At 66.0% G+C, this 16,468-nt stretch carries 12 protein-coding genes; 11 read left to right on the plus strand and 1 reads right to left on the minus strand.

Annotated elements, in window-relative coordinates:
* Window positions 1-926: 926 nt before the first annotated feature.
* On the minus strand, window positions 927-3,074 hold the full coding sequence (locus AC3B6A_RS07925) for an FUSC family protein (protein WP_488401824.1): 2,148 nt from the start codon (window positions 3,072-3,074) through the stop codon (window positions 927-929).
* 345 nt (window positions 3,075-3,419) lie between these two features.
* Between AC3B6A_RS07925 and AC3B6A_RS07930 the strand changes: the two genes are divergently transcribed.
* The 11 genes from AC3B6A_RS07930 to aruG all read left to right on the plus strand — a co-directional run bounded on the left by AC3B6A_RS07930 (window position 3,420) and on the right by aruG (window position 16,452).
* A complete protein-coding gene (locus AC3B6A_RS07930) occupies window positions 3,420-4,367 on the plus strand; it encodes a LysR family transcriptional regulator (RefSeq protein WP_488401825.1) in 948 nt (315 codons plus the stop codon).
* 150 nt (window positions 4,368-4,517) lie between these two features.
* Complete coding sequence (acs, locus tag AC3B6A_RS07935) at window positions 4,518-6,467, plus strand: acetate--CoA ligase (RefSeq protein WP_488401827.1); 1,950 nt, start codon at window positions 4,518-4,520, stop codon at window positions 6,465-6,467.
* 978 nt (window positions 6,468-7,445) lie between these two features.
* The gene (gene aotJ / locus AC3B6A_RS07940) at window positions 7,446-8,225 is read left to right on the plus strand and encodes an L-arginine-binding protein AotJ (RefSeq protein ID WP_488401828.1); all 780 of its coding nucleotides are present in this window, start codon (window positions 7,446-7,448) and stop codon (window positions 8,223-8,225) included.
* A 139-nt stretch (window positions 8,226-8,364) separates the two neighbouring features.
* Complete coding sequence (locus tag AC3B6A_RS07945) at window positions 8,365-9,054, plus strand: ABC transporter permease (protein WP_488401830.1); 690 nt, start codon at window positions 8,365-8,367, stop codon at window positions 9,052-9,054.
* 16 nt (window positions 9,055-9,070) lie between these two features.
* Window positions 9,071-9,769, plus strand: coding sequence for an ABC transporter permease (locus AC3B6A_RS07950; protein WP_488401831.1), 699 nt, complete (start codon window positions 9,071-9,073; stop codon window positions 9,767-9,769).
* A 10-nt stretch (window positions 9,770-9,779) separates the two neighbouring features.
* Window positions 9,780-10,892: a succinylglutamate desuccinylase/aspartoacylase family protein gene (locus tag AC3B6A_RS07955; protein ID WP_488401832.1), complete on the plus strand. Its 1,113-nt coding sequence runs from the start codon at window positions 9,780-9,782 to the stop codon at window positions 10,890-10,892.
* A 17-nt stretch (window positions 10,893-10,909) separates the two neighbouring features.
* Window positions 10,910-11,674 (plus strand): arginine/ornithine transport ATP-binding protein AotP, encoded by a 765-nt coding sequence (gene aotP, locus AC3B6A_RS07960; protein ID WP_488401834.1) that lies wholly within the window; start codon window positions 10,910-10,912, stop codon window positions 11,672-11,674.
* A 33-nt stretch (window positions 11,675-11,707) separates the two neighbouring features.
* Window positions 11,708-12,691: a transcriptional regulator ArgR gene (gene argR / locus AC3B6A_RS07965; protein ID WP_488401836.1), complete on the plus strand. Its 984-nt coding sequence runs from the start codon at window positions 11,708-11,710 to the stop codon at window positions 12,689-12,691.
* Between the two features lie 341 nt (window positions 12,692-13,032).
* On the plus strand, window positions 13,033-14,253 hold the full coding sequence (locus tag AC3B6A_RS07970) for an aspartate aminotransferase family protein (RefSeq protein WP_488401837.1): 1,221 nt from the start codon (window positions 13,033-13,035) through the stop codon (window positions 14,251-14,253).
* 151 nt (window positions 14,254-14,404) lie between these two features.
* Window positions 14,405-15,421 (plus strand): arginine/ornithine succinyltransferase subunit alpha, encoded by a 1,017-nt coding sequence (aruF, locus tag AC3B6A_RS07975; protein WP_488401838.1) that lies wholly within the window; start codon window positions 14,405-14,407, stop codon window positions 15,419-15,421.
* 11 nt (window positions 15,422-15,432) lie between these two features.
* Window positions 15,433-16,452, plus strand: coding sequence for an arginine N-succinyltransferase subunit beta (gene aruG / locus AC3B6A_RS07980; RefSeq protein WP_488401839.1), 1,020 nt, complete (start codon window positions 15,433-15,435; stop codon window positions 16,450-16,452).
* Window positions 16,453-16,468 lie beyond the last annotated feature (16 nt).

Here is a 16,468-nt window from a genome sequence, read left to right on the forward strand (position 1 = left end):
TCGGTGTTTCTGCGCCGCTTCGGTGTGTGCTGGGACTTTTTGTTTCGCCCCCCCCGGGCGAGTCCCTTTTGGGGCCCCAAAAGGAACCAAAAGGGCCCGTCCCGACATCCGGGTCTTCGCTTCGCTCAGACTGCCCTCGCTCCGGTATTGCTCCGAGGGTCGGCTTGCAAGGGCCATCCATGGCCCTTCAAGCCTCTCGCGGCATCCATGCCGCTCGCCCCTCTGCGCAATACCTCCACTCGGCCTCCTGACGGGACTCTGCGCGCGCCTGCGATTTTGGTGTGACAGGCAGATCTGCGGCTGAAGGATCGCTCTTCGTAGGATGGCGTGGAGCGAAGCGATACCCATCAGGTGGATAACGCTGCGCGTTATTCACCCTACGAAAGCAAGAGCATCGCGGACGGAGTCCGCTCCTACGGTGGGATCAACTTTTGTAGGAGCGGACCTTGTCCGCGATAGCCCCCGCTCAAGAGCTTCGCGGACAAGGTCCGCTCCTACACAAGCAAATCCCTGGCACGCTGTGGCTTTGGGCTTTGGCTCTTGAAGATTTCCAGAGAAACATCCGCGCGCGCCGGAGCGCCCCTTCAGGAGGCCGAGTGGAATCGGAGTTTCAGGGGTCGAGCGGCATGGATGCCGCGAGAGCGTTGTCGGGCCAGGGATGGCCCGTCAACGCGGGCCCCTGAAACTTCGATGGAGCGAGGGAATTTTTCGCCTAAGCGAAAAACCGGATGCAGGGGCACAGACCTTTGCCTACTTTGTGGCGTTTGACAAAGTAGGTCGCCCGAGGGGGCGAAACAAAAAGTCCCAGCACACACCAAAGCGGCGCAGAAACACCGAACAAGACGGTGGATAACACACGGCGTTATCCACCTACGAACAACGAAAGCCCGCTCGCTCCCGAGCGCACTTGAGCGCGATCCGCGCCCTCAGTCCCGCAACGGCGACTGCGGATCGAGCAGCGAGGTACGGATGAAGTGCAGGTAGCTGCACACCCGCCGCAGCGGCGAGGAGTCGAAGTGCGGCGGGCGGCGGTCGTCGGTGCTGCGGGTGGCGTGGATGGCGTGCTCCACCGCCGCCAGGGCGCGCAGGCGGTTGCTTTCGCTGGGCTGGATGAACAGCCGGATCAGCGCCCGGCCCATGGCGCGGATCGCCCGGCGCCAGGGCATGCGCTCGGCGTACCAGGATTCGTTCGGCAGCGACGCCTGCTCGCGGCGCAGTTCGATGATCGACAGGCCGATCTCCTGCACCTGGAAGGTCCAGCGCAGCAGCCGGCGCTGCACGTCCGGGCGCCCCGTGGAGAGGCCGTAGGCCTGGTTCAGCAGGTCGCGGGTGCCGCTCTCGAAGCCGGACGACAGGCCCTTCAGCGGATCGCTGATCACCCGCACCACGCGCAGGCGCAGTTCGGCTTCCAGGCGCTCCCACAGCCACGGGCGGTTGGGCGGCAGGATGACGATGGCGGCGATCACCGCCATGCCCATCGACAGCAGCATCGCCAGGTATTCGTTGATGAAGGTGTAGGCGTCGTAGCGCGCCAGGTTCGCCGGCAGCGAGGCGATGCAGAACCACACCAGCAGGCCGACCCCGTAGCCGCTCCATTGCGGCCGGGTGATGAGGAAGGCGCCGAGGGCGAACACCGGCGCGAGCACGAAGCACAGCAGCGGGAAGCCGTCGATGTGCGGCAGCACGCGGAAGGTGAGGATGAAGCCGAGGGTGGCGCCGAGCAGGGTGCCGAGGGTCAGTTGCAGGGACAGGCGCTTGGGGTTGGGCGAGGCGGAGGAGAGCGCCGCGATCAGCACCGAGGTCAGCGCGAAGGTGGCGCCGCTGAGCCAGGACGTGGCGATCCAGAACACCCCGCCGACCAGCACCAGCAGCGCGCAGCGAAAGCCCGCGACCGCGGCGGCCAGGGCGTTGGCCTTGGGCGTGAAACGCTCCTTCCACTGCTCGCGCTCGTGCCGGTGCGCGGCGAGCGAGGCGTGGGTCTGGGCGTAGTTGTGCAGGTCGTCGGTGAAGCGGTAGAGCAGTTCGGCGGCGGTCTCGAAGTCGAGCTGGTCGGCTTCCCGCGGGCAGGCGTGGCCGAGCGTGGCGCGGGCCTCGCGGATGCGCGGCATCAGGTGGTGCTTGCACAGTTCCAGCTGCACGCTGAGGCGCTCGGCGTCGGCCTCGGTGAGCGGCCGGCCGTGCCAGCTGGCGAGCAGTTCGCTGACGTCGATCAGGCACGGCATCAGCACTTCCAGGACGTTGCTGGCCTGGCGCTGGCGCAGGCGGTCGAGCAGGCGCTGCAGGGCGTGGAAGCGCGTGGTCAACTGCATGAACTCGCTGTTCAGGCGTGCCAGCCGGCCGCTGCGCAGGCGCATGTGCGGGTCCTCGAAGGCGGTGACGTTGCGCAGGCTTTCCAGGCCCACCACTTCGGCGGCGATGCGCGCGCTGGCCTGTTCGAAGCGCTCGTGGTCGAGGGTGCCGTTGAGGCCCGCGCTGGCCAGCCCGGCGAAGCCGCCGAAGCGGGTGTTCAGCGCGTTGCGCAGGGCGGCGGTGCTGGTCTGCGGCAGGACGATGGCGCTGACCACGCCAGTGCAGAGAATCCCCAGGCTGATCTCCAGCACCCGCCACAGCGCCTGCATGAAGGCGCCCTCGGGGTGCAGGGTGGCGGGGATGCCGATCATCACCGCGGTGTAGCCGGAGAGCAGGCAGGCATAGGCGCGGAAGTCGCGGTAGCGCGCGGCGCCGGCGGTGCACAGGCCGACCCAGATGGCCACGCAGAGCAGGAACAGCACACGCTCCTGGGCGAACAGGGCGATGAAGGTGACCATCACCGTCAGCCCGGCGAGGGTGCCGAGGATGCGGTAGAAACTCTTCGCCAGCACCTGGCCGCTCTGCGGCTGCAGCACGATGAAAGCGCTCACCAGCACGGTGCTGGGCTGCGGCAGTTCCAGGCGATAGGCCAGCCACAGGGCGGTGAAGGCGGTGATCAGCGTCTTGAGGATGAACATCCAGGTGACGCCGTCGGTGTGCGCCCAGTCGGACAGGGCGAAGCGCAGCGCGGCGGCCTTGGGCAGGCGCACGGAGAGACTGCTCATCGGGCTTATCTCGTCAGGCTTGGGGCGCGGATCGGGCCTTCGAGACCCTGTAATTCGGAAGTATTGCGAAGGGGTGGAAGCACGTTGCACGAAAGGCGGAGCACGGCTGCTTGTCCTGGGATGTAGCGGGAGACCGCGTTGGGGCTGGCGATTCTAGAAGTGCGCCGGAGGCAGGATAAGCTGACGGTTGGGCGAATTATTGTTGTCTGAAAGAACAATAATTTCGTTGCGGCAGATATGCGACAATTCGCCGCCCGTCGTGAATCTGTAACAAGACGTTGCTCGGTCGAGCGTCGTTGCAGAGGCCGCCCGCCGTGGTGCCTGGACGGGCTTTCAGGAGAAATGATGGACCTGCTGCACAACATGCGTGCTTTCGTCTGTGTCGCCGAGACCGGCAGCTTCACCGCTGCCGCCCAGCGCATGGACCTCACCACCGCCTACGTCTCGCGGACGGTGGCCAAACTCGAAGCGCACCTGCGCACCCGCCTGCTGCACCGCACCACCCGCCGCATCGCCCTCACCGAAGCCGGCCAGCGCTACCTGCTGCGCTGCCAGCAGATCCTCGGCTACATCGAGGAAGCCGAGGCCGAAGCCGGCGACGCCCAGGCCCGGCCCCACGGCCGGGTCAAGGTCCATGCCATGACCGGCATCGGCCAGCACTACCTGATCCGCGCCATCGCGCAGTACTGCGAGATCTATCCCGAGGTCAGCTTCGACCTGACCCTGGCCAACCGCATCACCGACATCCTCGACGAGGGTTACGACATTTCCGTGGTGATCGCCCAGGACCTGCCGGACTCGGGCTTCGTCTCCAAGCGCATCGGCGAGACCTACAGCGTGCTCTGCGCCTCCCCGGGCTACGTGGTGCGCAATGGCCTGCCGGAAAAGCTGGCGGAGCTCACCGAGCACCGCTGCCTGCGCTTGGTGAACTCGGTGATGTCGCTGGACAAGTGGCTGTTCGACGGCCCGGACGGCCAGGAGCTGGTCGGCGTCAACCACACCCATTTCCAGGTCAACACCGCCGATGCGATGACCGAGGCGGTGCGCGCCGGCATGGGCATCGGCGCGCTGCCGGTGTATTCCGCCGTGCAGGGCCTCAGGGACGGCAGCCTGGTGCGCGTGCTGCCGGACTACAGCCTGTTCCACCTCAACGTCTATGCGCTGTATCCGTCGCGCCAGTACCTCGACGCGAAGATCCGCACCTGGGTGGAATTCCTCCGCGACTGCATGCCGGGGATGCTCGAGGAGCACGAAAGGATGATGGTCCGGCACGGGCGTCCTACCTTGGTCTAACGCCTTTGGAATGCCGCCAGAAGCCGCGCTTATAGGGCCCATCAGTACTGGGCCTTGAGTGGTAAGACCATGGTCGAATGGTTCGGGGAAGGGTGTCGCCGTTACAACTGACGGCAACAAAAACAACACTCTTCACCGAGGTAAAACGCCATGGCATCCGTGTACCCCGTGCGTCCCGAAGTGGCCGCGACCACTCTGACCGACGAGGCCACCTACAAGAAGCTGTACCAGCAGTCGGTGGTCAACCCCGACGGATTCTGGCGCGAACAGGCCCAGCGCATCGACTGGATCAAGCCGTTCACCAAGGTCAAGCAGACCTCCTTCGACGACCACCACGTCGACATCAAGTGGTTCGCCGACGGCACCCTGAACCTTTCCTACAACTGCCTCGACCGTCACCTCGCCGAACGCGGCGACCAGATCGCCATCATCTGGGAAGGCGACGATCCGGCGGATCACGAGGAAATCACCTACCGCCAGCTGCACGAGCGGGTCTGCAAGTTCGCCAACGCCCTGCGTGGCCAGGACGTGCACCGTGGCGACGTGGTGACCATCTACATGCCGATGATCCCGGAAGCCGTGGTGGCCATGCTGGCCTGCGCCCGCATCGGCGCGATCCACTCCGTGGTGTTCGGTGGCTTCTCCCCCGAGGCCCTGGCCGGCCGCATCATCGACTGCCAGTCCAAGGTGGTGATCACCGCCGACGAAGGCGTGCGCGGCGGCAAGAAGACCCCGCTGAAGGCCAACGTCGACGACGCCCTGACCAACCCGGAAACCCACAGCGTGCAGAAGGTCATCGTCTGCAAGCGCACCGGCTCGGACATCAAGTGGAACCAGCACCGCGACGTATGGTTCGAGGACCTGATGAAGGTCGCCGGCAGCACCTGCGCGCCGAAGGAAATGGGCGCCGAGGACCCGCTGTTCATCCTCTACACCTCCGGCTCCACCGGCAAGCCCAAGGGCGTGCTGCACACCACTGGCGGCTACCTGGTCTACGCCTCGCTGACCCATGAGCGCGTGTTCGACTACCGTCCGGGCGAAGTCTTCTGGTGCACCGCCGACATCGGCTGGGTCACCGGTCACACCTACGTCGTCTACGGCCCGCTGGCCAATGGCGCGACCACCGTGCTGTTCGAGGGCGTGCCGAACTATCCGGACATCTCCCGCGTCGCCAAGATCGTCGACAAGCACAAGGTCAACATCCTCTACACCGCGCCGACCGCCATCCGCGCCATGATGGCCGAGGGCAAGGCCGCGGTCGAAGGCGCCGACGGCTCCAGCCTGCGCCTGCTGGGTTCGGTTGGTGAGCCGATCAACCCGGAAGCCTGGCAGTGGTACTACGAGACCGTCGGCCAGTCGCGCTGCCCGATCGTCGACACCTGGTGGCAGACCGAAACCGGCGCCTGCCTGATGACCCCGCTGCCGGGCGCCCACGGCCTGAAGCCGGGCTCCGCCGCCAAGCCGTTCTTCGGCGTGGTGCCGGCTCTGGTGGATAACCTGGGCAACATCCTGGAAGGCGCCACCGAGGGCAACCTGGTGATCCTCGACTCCTGGCCGGGCCAGGCGCGCACCCTGTACGGTGACCACGACCGTTACGTCGATACCTACTTCAAGACCTTCAAGGGCATGTACTTCACCGGCGACGGCGCCCGTCGCGACGAGGACGGCTACTACTGGATCACCGGCCGCGTGGATGACGTGCTCAACGTCTCCGGTCACCGCATGGGCACCGCCGAGATCGAGAGCGCCCTGGTGGCCCACCCGAAAGTGGCCGAGGCCGCGGTGGTTGGCGTGCCGCACGACATCAAGGGGCAGGGCATCTATGTCTACGTCACCCTGAATGCCGGCGAGGAAAGCGACGAGGCGCTGCGCCAGGAACTGCGGGCCTGGGTGCGCAAGGAGATCGGCCCGATCGCCACGCCGGACGTGATCCAGTGGGCGCCCGGCCTGCCGAAGACCCGTTCGGGCAAGATCATGCGCCGCATCCTGCGCAAGATCGCCACGGCCGAGTACGACGCCCTGGGTGATATCTCCACCCTGGCCGACCCGGGTGTGGTGCAGCACCTGATCGACACCCATCAGGCCATGCGCGCGGCCTGATCCTCAGCCCGATGAAAAACGCCCCGCTTGCCGGGGCGTTTTTCTTTTTGCGGTCCGGCTTTTCCATTCCCGCATTTCCCCCGGCCAGCCCCGTGGGGTGGATGACGCGCAGCGTTGTCCGCCGTGATGGGTATCGCTTCGCTCCACGCCATCCTACGAAAAGCCGCTCCCAGCATGGAGCAGCCAAGGTTTCAGGCGCGCGCAGGGTCCCGTCAGGAGGCCGAGTGGAGGTATTGCGCAGAGGGGCGAGCGGCATGGATGCCGCGAGAGGCGTAAAGGGCCAGGGACGGCCCTTGTACGCCGACCCTCGGAGCGATACCGGAAGGAGGGCAGTCTGAGCGAAGCGAAGACCCGGATGTCGGGACGAGTCCTTTTGGTTCCTTTTGGGACGCCAAAAGGGACTCGCCCGGGAGGGCGAAACCAAATATCCCAGCACACGCCGAAGCGGCGCAGAAACACCGATCCCAAAGAGCGGTAAATAACGCAACGGCTGACCAAAATTTGCGAGAAAGGCTGGGCATCATTCCCGCGGTCCTACAGGCTGATGCGTGCGCACCGGTAACAATTCGGTGCGACAAATTGAGGCGCCAGGAAACAATTCGCACAGCCGTGGTGCGTATTTTCTGTCGGCCTGAAGATCGCCGGTATCCCGCAACCTGCATGATTTCTAGGTTTTGGAATTATTGGCCTGATTACTGCAGGTCAAACAGGTTTTACTATTCTCCTGCGGATCACGTAATATCCGCGCCGTCAAGCCGCTGGGGCCCTGTCTCCTGCGCTTCTATAATTACTTGTCGCATTGAAGAAATAACCGCTCAGGGGCTGTCGCTAGAATGCCGCTCACCCCGGTAGGCGTGCTTTTCCACGAGAAAGACGCCAGCAATGCGCAGATAAACAACAACCTTCACTTCTGCACGGGCAGCCAGGGACAACCCCTTTCTCCTGCCAATCGAAGTCTTACCCTCGAAGGAGCTACTGATGAAGAAGTTCGCACTTCTCGGCGCGCTGGCGCTCTCCGCTATCACCGCTATGGCCCACGCCGATGACAAACCCGTGCGCATCGGTATCGAAGCGGCCTACCCGCCGTTCTCCTTCAAGACTCCCGATGGCCAGCTGGCCGGTTTCGACGTGGATATCGGCAACGCCCTGTGCGAAGAAATGAAGGTCAAGTGCACCTGGGTCGAGCAGGAATTCGACGGCCTGATCCCGGCGCTGAAGGTTCGCAAGATCGACGCCATCCTCTCGTCCATGACCATCACCGACGAGCGCAAGAAGTCCGTCGACTTCACCAACAAGTACTACAACACCCCGGCCCGCTACGTGATGAAGGAGGGTTCGACCCTCGCCGATCCGCTGACCGAGCTCAAGGGCAAGAAGGTCGGCGTGCTGCGCGGCAGCACCGCGGACCGCTATGCCTCCGCCGAACTGACCCCGGCCGGCGTGGAAGTGGTGCGCTACAACTCCCAGCAGGAAGCCAACATGGACCTGGTGGCCGGCCGCCTGAACGCGGTGGTCGCCGACTCGGTGAACCTCGACGACGGCTTCCTGAAGACCGATGCCGGCAAGGGCTTCGCCTTCGTCGGCCCGCAGCTGAGCGACGTGAAGTACTTCGGCGAAGGCGTCGGCATCGCCGTGCGCAAGGGCGATAGCGCCCTGGCCGAGAAGTTCAACGCGGCCATCGCCGGCATCCGTGCCAACGGCAAGTACAAGCAGGTACAGGACAAGTACTTCAAGTTCGACGTCTACGGCGAGAACTGATCAAGGTCCACGAAAGTGGCGCAAACCCAGGTCGTTTCCTGATGTTTGTGCCACTTTTTTATTGGGGGCGATCCGTCGCGCGGTCGCCCTGCTGCGTCCGTGCGATTGCGGGCGGCGTCCGCTCTAGAGGTACGAAACTATGTTCAATGGCTACGGAGCCACCATCGTCGATGGTGCCTGGCTGACGCTTCAGCTGTCGTTGCTGTCGATGGCCCTGGCGATCGCCCTGGGCCTGCTCGGCGCGGCCATCCGCCTGTCGCCGGTGAAGTGGCTGGCCTGGTGCGGCGACCTCTATGCCACCGTGATCCGCGGCGTGCCCGACCTGGTGCTGATCCTGCTGATCTTCTACGGCGGCCAGGCCGCGGTGAACTGGATCGCGCCGATGCTCGGCTACGAGGACTACATCGACCTCAACCCCTTCGCCTCCGGCGTCGGCACCCTGGGCTTCATCTTCGGCGCCTACCTGTCCGAGACCTTCCGTGGCGCCTTCATGGCCATCCCGAAAGGGCAGGGCGAGGCCGGCTTCGCCTACGGCATGAGCCCGCTGCAGGTGTTCTTCCGTATCCAGGTGCCGCAGATGATCCGCCTGGCCATCCCCGGCTTCACCAACAACTGGCTGGTGCTGGTCAAGGCCACCGCGCTGATCTCCGTGGTCGGCCTGCAGGACATGATGTTCAAGGCCAAGCAGGCCTCGGACGCGACCCGCGAGCCCTTCACCTATTTCCTTGCCGTGGCGGCGCTGTACCTGGTGGTGACCAGCGTTTCCCTGGTGTTGCTGCGCCTGCTCGAACGCCGCTATTCGGTCGGCGTGAAAGTCGCCGAGCTCTGAGTCAGAGGACGCCATCGTGATATTCGACTACTCCGTCATCTGGGACAGCCTGCCGCTCTACTTCGGCGGCCTGCTGGTGACCCTCAAGCTGCTGGCGATCTCGCTGTTCTTCGGCCTGCTGGCGGCGGTGCCGCTGGCGCTGATGCGCTGCTCGAAGAACCCGTCGGTGAACCTGCCGGCCTGGCTCTATACCTACGTGATCCGCGGCACCCCGATGCTGGTGCAGCTGTTCCTCATCTACTACGGCCTGGCCCAGTTCGAAGCGGTGCGCGAGAGCTCGCTGTGGTCGCTGCTGTCCAACGCCACCTTCTGCGCCTGCGCCGCCTTCGCCATCAACACCAGCGCCTACACCGCGGAAATCCTCGCCGGCAGCCTGAAGGCCACGCCCCATGGCGAGATAGAGGCGGCCAGGGCCATGGGCATGTCGCGCCTGAAGATGTACCGCCGCATCCTGCTGCCCTCGGCGCTGCGCCGCGCGCTGCCGCAGTACAGCAACGAAGTGATCATGATGCTGCAGACCACCAGCCTGGCCTCCATCGTCACCCTGGTGGACATCACCGGCGCCGCACGCACCGTGTACTCGCAGTACTACCTGCCGTTCGAGGCGTTCATCACCGCCGGCGTGTTCTACCTGATCCTGACCTTCACCCTGGTGCGCCTGTTCAAGCTGGCCGAGCGCCGCTGGCTGGCCTACCTGGCGCCGCGCAAGCACTGAGGAGTCGAGCGTGGAACGTATCGATCATCTGCTGCCGTGGAGCAGCCTGGGCAGCGAACGCCGCCTGAGCGTGTTCCGCTATGGCAAGGGGCCGCGCAAGGTCTACATTCAGTCCAGCCTGCACGCCGACGAGCTGCCGGGCATGCGTACCGCCTGGGAGCTCAAGCAGCGCCTGGCCGGGCTGGAAGTGCGCGGGCAGCTCAAGTGCCTGGTCGAACTGGTGCCGGTGGCCAACCCCATCGGCCTGGGCCAGACCCTGCAGGCCAGCCACCTGGGCCGTTTCGAGTTCGACAGCGGGAAGAACTTCAACCGCGATTTCGTCGAGCTCGGCGCGCTGGTGGCCGAGCGTGCCGGCGAGCGCCTGGGCGACGATGAGGCCGCCAACGTCGAGCTGATCCGCCAAGCCATGCGCGACAGCCTGGACGCGCTGCCGCCGGCGGCCTCCGAGCTGCAGGGCATGCAGCGCATCCTGCTACGCCATGCTTGCGACGCCGAGGTGGTGCTCGACCTGCACTGCGACTTCGACGCTGCCATCCATGTCTACGCGATCCCGCAGCACTGGCCGCGCTGGAAGTCCCTGGCCGCGCGCCTGAAGGCCGGCGTCGCGCTGCTCGCCGAAGACTCCGGCGGCAACGCCTTCGACGAATCCTGCTCGCTGCCCTGGCTGCGCCTGGCGCGCGCCTTCCCGCAGGCGGCGATTCCGCTGGCGTGCCTGGCGACCACCGTGGAACTGGGCGGCGTGGGCGATACCCGCGTCGAGCAGGCCCGGGCCAACGCCGAGGCCATCCTCGGCTTCCTCGCCGAGCAGGGCCTGATCGACGGCGACTGGCCGGCGGCCCCGGCCGAATGCTGCGAGGGCATGCCCTTCGAAGGCACCGAATACCTCCACGCGCCCCACGCCGGTGTCGTGAGCTACCTGCGCAAGGTGGGCGAGTGGGTGGAGAAGGGCGACCCGCTGTTCGAGGTGGTCGACCCGCTGAACGACAAGGTCAGCACCGTCTGCGCCGGGACTTCCGGCGTGCTGTTCGCCATCGAGCGTGGGCGCTATGCCCTGCCGGGGCATTGGCTGGCCAAGGTGGCCGGGCGTGAGCCGTTCCGCAAGGGCCGGCTGATCAACGACTGAATTCGAGAACCGACACCATGTACAAACTGGAAATCCAGGACCTGCACAAGCGCTACGGCAACCACGAGGTGCTCAAGGGCGTCTCCCTGGCGGCGAAGGCGGGCGACGTGATCAGCATCATCGGCTCCTCCGGCTCGGGCAAGAGCACCTTCCTGCGCTGCATCAACCTGCTGGAGCAGCCCCACGCCGGCCGGATCCTGCTCAACGGCGAAGAGCTCAAGCTGGTGCCGAACAAGGACGGCGCGCTCCGGGCCGCCGACGCCAAACAGCTGCAGCGCATGCGCTCGCGCCTGTCGATGGTGTTCCAGCACTTCAACCTGTGGTCGCACATGAGCGCCCTGGAAAACGTCATCGAGGCGCCGGTCCACGTGCTCGGCGTGTCGAAGAAAGAGGCACTGGAAAAGGCTGAGCACTACCTGGCGAAAGTCGGCGTGGCGCACCGCAAGGATGCCTATCCCGCGCACATGTCTGGCGGCGAGCAGCAGCGCGTGGCCATCGCCCGCGCGCTGGCGGTCGAGCCGGAAGTCATGCTGTTCGACGAACCGACCTCGGCGCTCGACCCCGAGCTGGTCGGCGAAGTCCTGCGGGTCATGCAGGACCTGGCCCAGGAAGGCCGCACCATGGTGGTGGTGACCCACGAGATGGGCTTCGCCCGCGAGGTCTCCAACCAGCTGGTGTTCCTCCACCAGGGGCTGGTGGAGGAGGCGGGTTGTCCGAAGGAAGTCCTCGCCAATCCGAAATCGGAACGCCTCAAACAGTTCCTTTCCGGCAGCTTGAAGTAAGCTGTCTGTCATCCTGTGTCGCCTGGTGACCGCATGACCGCTCAACGCATCGGATTCCTCCTCTGGCCGCACACGCGGGCGCTGACCCTGGCGCTGGCCGAGGAGGCCCTGCGGGTCGCCCGCCGGCTGCATCCGGAGGCACTCTACGACCCGGTGTTCATGAGCGCCGAACCGGTCGCCGAGGCCGACGGCTGGCGCCTGCCGGGACAGCCCTGGAATGGCGCGCTGGAGCAGTGCCAGCGGATCTTCCTGGTCGCCGACGAAGTTCCCCTGCCGGTCTCCGCGCCGCTGGCCGCCGCGCTCAAGCAGCTGTCGCGCGGCGGCGTGAGCATCGGCGCGCTGTCCGCCGGCATCTACCCGCTGGCGCAGCTCGGCCTGCTCGATGGCTACCGCGTGGCCGTGCACTGGCGCTGGCACGACGATTTCACCGAGCGCTTCCCCAAGGTCATCGCCACCAACCACCTGTTCGAATGGGACCGCGACCGCCTCAGCGCCTGCGGCGGCATGGCCGTGCTCGACCTGTTGCTGGCGGTGCTCTCCCGCGACCACGGCGCGGAACTGGCCGGCGCGGTGTCCGAGGAGCTGGTGGTGGAGCGCATCCGCGAAGGCTCCGAGCGCCAGCGCATCCCGCTGAAGAACCGCCTCGGCTCCAGCCACCCGAAGCTCACCCAGGCGGTGCTGTTGATGGAGGCGAACATCGAGGAACCGCTGACCACCGACGAGATCGCCCAGCACGTGTGCGTCTCGCGCCGCCAGCTGGAGCGCATCTTCAAGCAGTACCTGACCCGCGTGCCCAGCCAGTACTACCTGGAACTGCGCCTGAACCGCGCGCGACAGATGCTCATGCAGACCAGCAAGTCGATCATCCAGATCGGCCTGTCCTGCGGCTTCTCCAGCGGCCCGCACTTCTCCAGCGCCTACCGCAACTTCTTCGGCGTGACCCCGCGCGAAGACCGCAACCAGCGCCGCGGCCAGGGCACCGCGGAAACCTCCCCGGCCGCCGCCGAGCGCGGCTGACGCTGCGCTTTTCGTAGGAGCGAGCTTGCTCGCGAACCATCTCGCCGGATACCTCGGTCTCAAGCGGTTCGCGAGCAAGCTCGCTCCTACAGAATTCATCCCCTTCTCCTTATTCCCGTACGTGCGCTCGCTGCGCGAACAAATTCCACGGTCGTTTGTACCCGCAGCAGGCCGCAGGCCTTACACTGCGCCTTCCCGACGCTTTCTGTCGCATTTCCGTAAGCCCCGGCAATCCGTGGGTTGGCGCTATAACAAGTTGTCGCATGGCGGCAATGCCGACCCGCCAATCGTCCCTACAATCCTTTCATCGATAGCCGCCTCAACCAGGCAGGAGAACACCGATGTCCGCTCCGCAAGCTCAGGTCCAACGTTCCGACTTCGACCAGGTCATGGTCCCCAACTATTCCCCGGCTGCCTTCATTCCGGTGCGTGGTCAGGGTTCGCGAGTCTGGGACCAGAACGACCGCGAGCTGATCGACTTCGCCGGCGGCATCGCAGTGAACTCCCTGGGCCACGCGCACCCGGCGCTGATGCAGGCGCTGACCGAGCAGGCCGGCAAGATCTGGCACGTCTCCAACGTGTTCACCAACGAGCCGGCTCTGCGCCTGGCGAAGAAGCTGATCGACGCCACCTTCGCTGAGCGCGTGTTCTTCGCCAACTCCGGCGCCGAGGCCAACGAGGCCGCGCTCAAGCTGGCGCGCCGCTACGCCCATGACGTCTATGGTCCCGAGAAGTACGAGATCATCTCGATGGTCAACAGCTTCCACGGCCGTACCCTGTTCACCGTCAACGTCGGTGGCCAGGCCAAGTACTCCGACGGCTTCGGTCCGAAGGTGCAGGGCATCACCCACATTCCGTTCAACGACCTGGACGCGCTGAAGGCCGCCATCTCCGACAAGACCTGCGCGGTGATCATCGAGCCGGTGCAGGGCGAGAGCGGCGTGCTGCCGGCCGACCAGGCCTACCTGGAAGGCGTGCGCAAGCTGTGCGACGAGAACAACGCACTGCTGATCTTCGATGAAGTGCAGAGCGGCTTCGGCCGTATCGGCTACCTCTATGCCCACCAGTACTACGGCGTGAACCCGGACATCCTGTCCAGCGCCAAGGGCCTGGGCGGCGGCTTCCCGATCGGCGCCATGCTGACCACCGCGAAGATCGCCGAGCACCTGGTGGTCGGCACCCACGGCACCACCTACGGTGGCAACCCGCTGGCCTGCGCCGTGGCCGGCGCCGCCTTCGACGTGATCAACACCCCGGAAGTGCTCGAAGGCGTGAAAGCCAAGCACGAGCGCTTCAAGGTCCGCCTGGAGAAGATCGGCGCCGAGTACGGCATCTTCACCCAGGTGCGCGGCATGGGCATGCTGATCGGCGCCGTGCTGGCGGACGCCTGGAAGGGCAAGGCCAAGGACGTGCTGAACGCCGCCGAGAAAGAGGCCCTGATGATCCTGCAGGCCGGCCCGGACGTGGTGCGCTTCGCGCCCAGCCTGGTGATCCCGGACGCGGACATCGACGAAGGCCTGGATCGCCTGGAGCGCGCCATCGCCAAGCTGACCCGCGGCTGACGCCGGCAGCTACGCTGAAACGGCGGGGCCCGCGCTCCGCCTGACCGGCCGGATTGGCTCCGGCCGGTTTTCCAAATGTCCATGTGAGCGTGGCACGGGCCGTGTCGCGCCCACGAATCATGAATTTTTGTCTGGTTAGAGGAGTGACGCCATGCTGGTGATGCGCCCCGCCCAAGTGGCCGACCTGCAGCAGGTGCAGCGTCTCGCCGCGGACAGCCCGGTCGGCGTCACGTCGCTGCCGGACGACGCGGAACGCCTGCGGGAAAAGATCCTCGCCTCGGAGGCCTCGTTCGCCGCCGAAGTGAGCTTCAACGGTGAGGAAAGCTATTTCTTCGTGCTGGAAGACAGCGTCAGCGGCCGCCTGGTCGGCTGCTCGGCGATCGTCGCCTCGGCCGGCTTCTCCGAGCCGTTCTACAGCTTCCGCAACGAGACCTTCGTGCACGCCTCCCGCGAGCTGAAGATCCACAACAAGATCCACGTCCTCTCGCTGTGCCATGACCTCACCGGCAACAGCCTGCTGACCAGCTTCTACGTCGAGCGCGACCTGGTGAGCACGCCGGTCGCCGAGCTCAACTCCCGCGGCCGCCTGCTGTTCATGGCCAGCCATCCGGAGCGCTTCGCCGACGCGGTGGTGGTGGAGATCGTCGGCTACAGCGACGAGCAGGGCCAGTCGCCGTTCTGGAACGCCATCGGGCGCAACTTCTTCGACCTCGACTACTCCGAGGCCGAGAGGCTCTCGGGCCTGAAGAGCCGCACCTTCCTCGCCGAGCTGATGCCGCACTACCCGATCTACGTGCCGCTGCTGCCGGACGAGGCACAGGAGGCCATGGGCCAGGTGCACCCGCGCGCGCAGATCACCTTCGACATCCTGATGCGCGACGGCTTCGAGTCCGACAACTACATCGATATCTTCGACGGCGGCCCGACCCTGCACGCCCGCACCTCCAGCATCCGCTCCATCGCCCAGAGCCGGCAGGTGCCGGTGCGCATCGGCGCGGGCGGCAAGGGCAACCGCGGCTACCTGGTCACCAACGGCCAGCTGCAGGATTTCCGCGCCATCGTCGCCGAACTCGACTGGGCACCCGGCAAGCCGGTGACCCTGAACCAGGAAGCCGCCGACGCCCTGGGCGTCGGCGAGGGCGCCAGCGTGCGCCTGGTCGCGATCTGAGGGGAGAGAACATGATCGTCCGTCCCGTAACCAGCGCCGACCTTCCGGCTCTGTTCGACCTGGCGCGCAGCACCGGCACCGGCCTGACCACCCTGCCGGCCAACGAGCAGCGCCTGCAGCACCGCCTCAACTGGGCCGTGAAGGCCTTCCGCGGCGAGGCCGAGCGCGCCGACGCCGACTACCTGTTCGTCCTCGAGGACGACGACGGCAAGGTGGTGGGTATTTCCGCCGTGGCCGGCGCCGTCGGCCTGCGCGAGCCCTGGTACAACTACCGCGTCGGCCTGACCGTCAGCGCCTCCCAGGAGCTGGGTATCCACCGCGAGATTCCCACGCTGTTCCTGGCCAACGACCTCACCGGGCAGTCCGAGCTGTGCTCGCTGTTCCTGCATGCCGACCACCGCACCGGCATCAATGGCCGCCTGCTGTCCAAGGCGCGTTTCCTGTTCATCGCCGAGTTCCGCGAGCTGTTCGGCGACAAGGTGATCGCCGAGATGCGCGGCATGTCCGATGGCGAAGGCCGCTCGCCGTTCTGGGAGAGCCTGGGCCGGCACTTCTTCAAGATGGAGTTCAGCCAGGCCGACTACCTGACCGGCGTGGGCAACAAGTCCTTCATCGCCGAGCTGATGCCCAAGTTCCCGCTCTACACCTGCTTCCTCTCGGAGGAGGCGCGTTCGGTGATCGGCCGCGTGCACCCGCACACCGAGCCGGCGCTGGCCATGCTCAAGGCCGAGGGCTTCAGCTACCAGGGCTACGTCGACATCTTCGACGCCGGCCCGGCCATCGAGGCGCCGACCGACAAGATCCGTGCCATCGCCGAAAGCCAGACCCTGGTGCTGGCCATCGGCACGCCGGGCGATGACGCCGAACCCTTCCTGATCCACAACCGCAAGCGCGAGGAGTGCCGCATCACCGCCGCCTCCGCGCGCGTGGCCGCCGGCTCGCTGGTGGTCGATGCGCAGACCGCCAAGCGCCTGCGCCTGTCCGCCGGGGCCTCGGTCCGCGCGGTGCCCCTCTCCGGAAAACGCAACTGACGCCGCAGGGCGTCAG

The organism is Pseudomonas sp. B12(2026) (assembly GCF_057767015.1).